Raw genomic sequence first — 5,402 nt, 5'->3', positions numbered from 1 at the left:
GGCATGTCCGCCGCCGTCCCGCTGCGGCTGGCGGCGACCGGGCAGGGCGCGCTCAACGCCGCCCGGCAGACCGGGACCGCCCTCGGCGTCGCCGTCTTCGGAACCCTCGCCACGCTCTCGTCCAGCGGCCTCGTCCTCGCCGCCGCCGCCGTCCTCACCCTCGCGCTCCTGGCCGTCCCCGCCCGCACGCCCCACGACGACTGACCGTCCCGCCGCCGGTGACGGGAGCGGCCGGGCTGGTCAGAGGCCCAGCTCGGTCAGGCCCGGATGGTCGTCGGGGCATGGCCGGGCTGGTCAGAGGCCGAGCTCGGTCAGGCCGGGGTGGTCGTCGGGGCGTGGGCCGTGGGGCCAGTGGAAGAGACGGTCGGCCTCGGCGATCGGCCGGTCGTTGATGCTGGCATGGCGGTGGGTCATCAGGCCGTCGGCGTCGAACTCCCAGTTCTCGTTGCCGTAGGAGCGGAACCACTGGCCGGAGTCGTCACGCCATTCGTAGGCGAACCGGACGGCGATCCGGTCGTCGCCGAACGCCCACAGCTCCTTGATGAGGCGGTAGTCGAGTTCGCGGGTCCACTTGCGGGTGAGGAAGTCGACGATCTCGTCCCGTCCGTTCACGAACTCGGCCCGGTTGCGCCACCGGCTGCCGGCCGAGTAGGCGAGCGAGACCCGCCGGGGGTCGCGGCTGTTCCACGCGTCCTCGGCGGCCCGCACCTTCCGGGCCGCCGTCTCCGCGCCGAAGGGCGGCACCGGCGCGCGTCGTTCACTCATGACGATCACTCCCTCTCTGGCGAGAACGGCCGTTCTCACCGCAGGCGGCTAGAGTACGAGAACGATGGTTCTCACACCAGGGGAGCGGCGTGCCGAATAACGAGACCCTCCACACCCCGAGCGGGCGCACGCCCTCAGACCGGAAGCACGCCCAGCCGCCGGACGCCGGAGCCCCCCACACCCGAACCTCGGACGCCGACGACGTCCGCGGGCGGGTGCTGGACGCCGCGGAGCGGCTCTTCTACGGACAGGGTGTCCAGGCTGTGGGCATGGACGCCGTCCGCACGGCTTCCGGGGTGACCCTGCGACGGCTCTACCAGTTGTTCCCCTCCAAGTCGGCGCTGGTCGAGGCGTACCTGGCCCGCCGGGACGAACGATGGCGAGAAGCCCTCGCCGAGTACGTCGCGACGACCGGAGGCGGTCCGCGGGAGCGGGTGCTGGCCGTGTTCGACTGGCTGGGCCGCTGGTTCGGCGAGCCCGGTTTCCGGGGCTGCGCCTTCGTCAACTCCTTCGGCGAGCTGGGCGCCACGTCTCCCGAAGTCGCGTCGGCCGCCCGCCGCCACAAGGAAGCCTTCCGCGCCTACCTCGGACGGTTGACCGAAGCCGCCGGCGCCCCACCGGCGACCGCATCCCACATCGCCCTCCTCGCCGAGGGAGCCATCACCATGGCGGCCGTCTCCGGCTCCCCCGTCCCCGCCGAGGATGCCAAGCAGGCCGCGCGGCTGCTGCTCGCCACCGCGTCGTCACCGTCATCGTCATCGTCCACCGACCGCCTCCCGTCCTGACGTCGAACACCCTCGACGCTACGCCGGGAGGCTCTCGGCGCGCCTCGTTGTCCACATCCTGTGGATAACTTTTGTGCACAACCGATGACCTCAAGAAAGAGCGTTGTATCACCAGGGTCTCAACACCCTCATCCCCAGGTTTTCCACCTGAGTGACCTGGGGGTCAACCACCGACGCCCGTGTTCACGCCCCGCTTCCCACATGCGGACGACTCCCCGCGCCGGGCCCGGACGAGCTCGGAGCGACCTCGGCCGACGGCGACGGCGACGGCGAGGACGACGGCGACGGCGAAGCGGGCGTGGAAGGCGTGGAAGGCGCGTCCTCGAAGGCCGCCCGGGCCGCGCGCACGAACGCGGCCGTGGCAGGCGAGCGGGCGTCGCGCGGCCAGGCGACGGACAGGACGGCCGGCTCGGCGTCCACCACCGGGATGTAGGCGAGCTCGGGGCGCGGATAGACGCGCGTCACCCAGGCCGGAAGAAGGCAGACGACGGCGCCCAGCTCCACCAGCTGGAAGACCTGCGTCAGGTCGGTCACGTTCGGGCCCGCCTCCGCGACGAGCCCTCGATCAATCCCCCTGACCTGCGGGGCGGCGAAGGCGCAAGGCATCCCCTCCGAGGCAGCGGACGCCCCGCCGCGACCGACCGGATCCCCACCTCGGACGACGGCTTCCCCGACCCGATCGACGGGCCCGTCACCTCGGACGGCAGGCATCACGCCCCGGGAACCGGGGCCTCCGTCCGGCGGCACGACCGGTGTTCCGTCCGGCAGCAGGCGTCCCGCCAGGTCGGCCAGTTCGAGGCTCGTGCGCGCGGCCAGCGGGTCGTCCGCCGCGAGGACGGCCAGGTGCGGTTCCGTCCGCAGCGGTTCGGAGTCCAGGCCACGGCCGTCGAACGGGCTGAGCAGCAGGGCCACGTCGGCGCGGCCGTCGCGGAGGGCCTGCGGCTGCTCGCCCCGGCCGCCCCACACCAGCTCGACCGGGAGCGCGGCGTCCTCCCGCTGGTAGGCGGCGAGGAGAGCGGGCAGCATGCCGCCGTCGCCGTCGGCCTTGAGCGCGAGCCGCAACCGAGGCTGGGGCCGCCCGGCGTGACGAGCCCGCCGGTCGGCTGCGCCGATCGCTTCCAGGACCGTCCGGGCGTCGCACAGGAGAACCTCCCCTGCGGGCGTCAGCGAGACGCTCCTCGTGGTGCGCTCCAGCAGTGTGACCCCGAGTTGACGTTCCAGATCGCGGATGGCCCGGGACAGCGGCGGCTGCGCCATCCCCAGGCGTTCGGCGGCGCGGCCGAAGTGGAGTTCCTCCGCGACCGCGGCGAAGTACCGGAGCTGCCGCACCTCCAGATCACTCATACCGGCACGGTATCAATCGCGCCCGAACCGGTCCTTCAGCTTCTCGGCCGCTCCGGGTTGGCTGATCGGTGCATCCCCCACGGAGGTTCACCGATGATCGTCGTCACGACTCCCACCGGCCAGATCGGCCGCGCGCTTCTCGACAGGCTCCTGGACGCCGACGCGGCCGTCCGCGTCATCGCCCGCGATCCAGCCCGCCTCCCCGCGCGCGTGCACGAGAAGGCCGAAATCGTCCAGGGTCCGCATTACGACAAGGAGGTGCTGACCAAGGCACTCACCAACGCGGACAGCGTCTTCTGGAACGTCCCCCCGAACCCGGCCGCGCCGAGCATCGAAGGCCACTTCGACGGCTTCACCCGCCCGTTCTGCGAGGCCATCACCGAGACCGGCGTCGGACGCGTCGTCGGCGTCTCCACGCTCGGCCGGGGAGCCGCCCGCGACGCGGGGCAGATCTCCGGGGCCCTCGTCATGGACGAGATGATCCAGGCGACGGGCGTGCGCTACCGCTCGCTCGAAATGCCGGGGTTCATGGAGAACATGCGCTGGAACATCCCGTCCATCGAGGCGGCGGGCATGTTCAGCTCGATCCTGACCCCCGACCGCAAGCAGCCGTCGGTCGCCACCCGTGACATCGCCGAGGTCGCCGCGCGCCTCATGCTCGAACCCACCTGGGACGGGCAGGAGGGCGTCCAAGTGCTGGGGCCCGAGGACATCTCCGCCGACGACATGGCCCGCGTCATGTCCGAGGTCCTGGGCCGCCCGATCCGCTACCAGCAGGTGTCGCCCGAGGACTACAAGGCCGCCATGACCGGTCACGGGATGACGGAGGCCTGGGCGCAGGGCATGGTCGACATGATGACCGCCGTCGACCGGGACGGCATCTACCACGCCCAGCCCCGGACCCCCGGCTCTCGCACGCCCACCTCCTTCCGCCAGTGGTGTGAGGAGGAGCTGAAGCCCGCCGTCCGCCCCTGACGGACCCCAGCGGGCGCAATCGAGGAAGTGGCCGCCGGGCGCAACCGGGAAGGCGGCGCGTTCGTTGGTCGGACGTGGCACTGGTCGCCTTCATGTCGGTCCCCGGGTTCCTGCTCGGGCTGCTCGCGTTCGCCGTCCTCGACCATCTGGGCTGGTGGGCGCACCGGCGCCTCCGCCTGCCCTGGCGGCGGGACGACACCGGACGCCCCGTCTCGTCGGTCGCGGTCGCCGAACTCGGCGCGTTCTTCCACGGCACGCACCGCCATCAGCAGGACCAGCGCGCCTCGTCTCTGATGCTGCGGGACGACGAGACCGACGGCGCGCCGCCGCGCACCCGCATCGACCTCGCCGCGGGCACCGCCGTCGTGCGGTGCCCGCCGGAGAGCACCTGACCAGGACGCCGGCCAGCCGCGCAGGCCCCGGGTCAGGCGAGCAGGCCCCGGGTCAGGCGAGCGCGTCGATCTTGCCCCGCAGCAGCGCGCGATCGCGGTCGTTGCCGCAGAGCTCCACGGCGGCTTCGAGTTCGGCGCGGGCCTCGGCGGTGCGTCCGAGGCGGGTCAGAAGCTCGCCACGGACGCTCGGCAGCAGGTGCGAGCCGCCCAGCGTCCCGGCCGCGACCAGGTCGTCCACGATCGGGAGGGCGGCCGCCGGGCCCTGCGCCATCGAGACGGCGACCGCGCGGTTCAGCTCGACCACCGGGGACGGCGCGAGCCGCCCGAGCGCCTCGTAAACCAGGACGATCCGCTCCCAGTCCGTCGCCTCGACGGACGGCGCGACCGCATGGCACTCGGCGATCGCGGCCTGGAGGCCGTACGCGCCCAGGCCGCGGCCGAGCCGTTCGGCGTGCGCGAGGGCGGCGCGGCCCCGGCGGATCGCGGACCGGTCCCAGCGGCTCCGGTCCTGGTGTTCGAGCAGCACCGGGGCGCCGTCCGGGCCGGTCCGGGCGGGGAAGCGGGCGGCGGTCAGTTCCAGCAGGGCCAGCAGGCCGTGCGCCTCCGGCTCGTCCGGGACCAGTCGGCTGAGCACCCGCGCGAGCCGGAGCGCCTCCCCCGCCAGGTCGAACCGGATGACCTCGCCGCCCGAGCTGGCCGACGACCCCTCAGTGAAGATCACGTAGATGACGCTCAGCACCGAGCCGAGCCGTTCGGCCCGCTCGTCCGCCGCCGGCTGCGCGAACGGGACCCGCGCCGCCGCGATCGTCTTCTTCGCTCGGGTGATGCGGGCCTGTACGGTCGCTGTCGGCACGAGCAGCGCCCGCGCGATCTCGTCGCTGGTCAGGCCGCCTACGACGCGCAGAGTCAGCGCGACCCGCGCCTCCCGCGACAGGACGGGGTGGCACGCGACGAACATCAGCGCCAGGACGTCGTCGTCGATCTGGTCCGGATCCCATGGCACGTCGCCCGCGTCGCGGACGGGGTCGGCGGGCGCGGACCCCGTCGCGACGCCGCCCTCGCCCAGTTCGTGGGCCAGGGAGGCGTACCGGTCGTCCAGCGCGGACCGGCGGCGGAACGCGTCGATCGCGCGCCGCCGGCC

Annotated in this window: 6 protein-coding genes and 1 pseudogene; 4 read left to right on the top strand and 3 right to left on the bottom strand. The window is 73.2% G+C overall.

The genetic code is table 11. The features are described from left to right. Positions 1 to 204: pseudogene (locus tag AB0J52_RS25635) on the top strand (hypothetical protein); the annotation flags it as partial. Positions 205 to 294: 90 nt separating this feature from the next. Here AB0J52_RS25635 and AB0J52_RS25630 read toward each other — a convergent pair. Beyond that, positions 295 to 765 (bottom strand): nuclear transport factor 2 family protein, encoded by a 471-nt coding sequence (locus tag AB0J52_RS25630; protein ID WP_500184791.1) that lies wholly within the window; start codon positions 763 to 765, stop codon positions 295 to 297. An 89-nt stretch (positions 766 to 854) separates the two neighbouring features. Here AB0J52_RS25630 and AB0J52_RS25625 point away from each other — a divergent pair, with 89 nt between their 5' ends. Beyond that, complete coding sequence (locus AB0J52_RS25625; RefSeq protein WP_500184789.1) at positions 855 to 1,550, top strand: TetR/AcrR family transcriptional regulator; 696 nt, start codon at positions 855 to 857, stop codon at positions 1,548 to 1,550. 183 nt (positions 1,551 to 1,733) lie between these two features. Here AB0J52_RS25625 and AB0J52_RS25620 read toward each other — a convergent pair whose 3' ends face one another. Next, complete coding sequence (locus AB0J52_RS25620) at positions 1,734 to 2,894, bottom strand: LysR family transcriptional regulator (protein ID WP_500184788.1); 1,161 nt, start codon at positions 2,892 to 2,894, stop codon at positions 1,734 to 1,736. A 93-nt stretch (positions 2,895 to 2,987) separates the two neighbouring features. Between AB0J52_RS25620 and AB0J52_RS25615 the strand changes: the two genes are divergently transcribed. Both AB0J52_RS25615 and AB0J52_RS25610 read left to right on the top strand, forming a co-directional pair. Continuing rightward, on the top strand, positions 2,988 to 3,869 hold the full coding sequence (locus AB0J52_RS25615) for an NmrA family NAD(P)-binding protein (protein WP_500184787.1): 882 nt from the start codon (positions 2,988 to 2,990) through the stop codon (positions 3,867 to 3,869). Between the two features lie 74 nt (positions 3,870 to 3,943). Then, complete coding sequence (locus tag AB0J52_RS25610; protein WP_500184786.1) at positions 3,944 to 4,261, top strand: DUF6191 domain-containing protein; 318 nt, start codon at positions 3,944 to 3,946, stop codon at positions 4,259 to 4,261. Positions 4,262 to 4,313: 52 nt separating this feature from the next. Here AB0J52_RS25610 and AB0J52_RS25605 read toward each other — a convergent pair. Beyond that, positions 4,314 to 5,402: RNA polymerase sigma factor (locus AB0J52_RS25605; RefSeq protein ID WP_500184784.1), on the bottom strand; the 1,089-nt coding region annotated here is incomplete at its 5' end.

Source organism: Spirillospora sp. NPDC049652, assembly GCF_040675125.1.
Lineage (GTDB): Bacteria > Actinomycetota > Actinomycetes > Streptosporangiales > Streptosporangiaceae > Spirillospora.
Note: the sequence above shows the minus strand (reverse complement) of the source record. Positions and strands in the feature narration are given on the sequence as shown.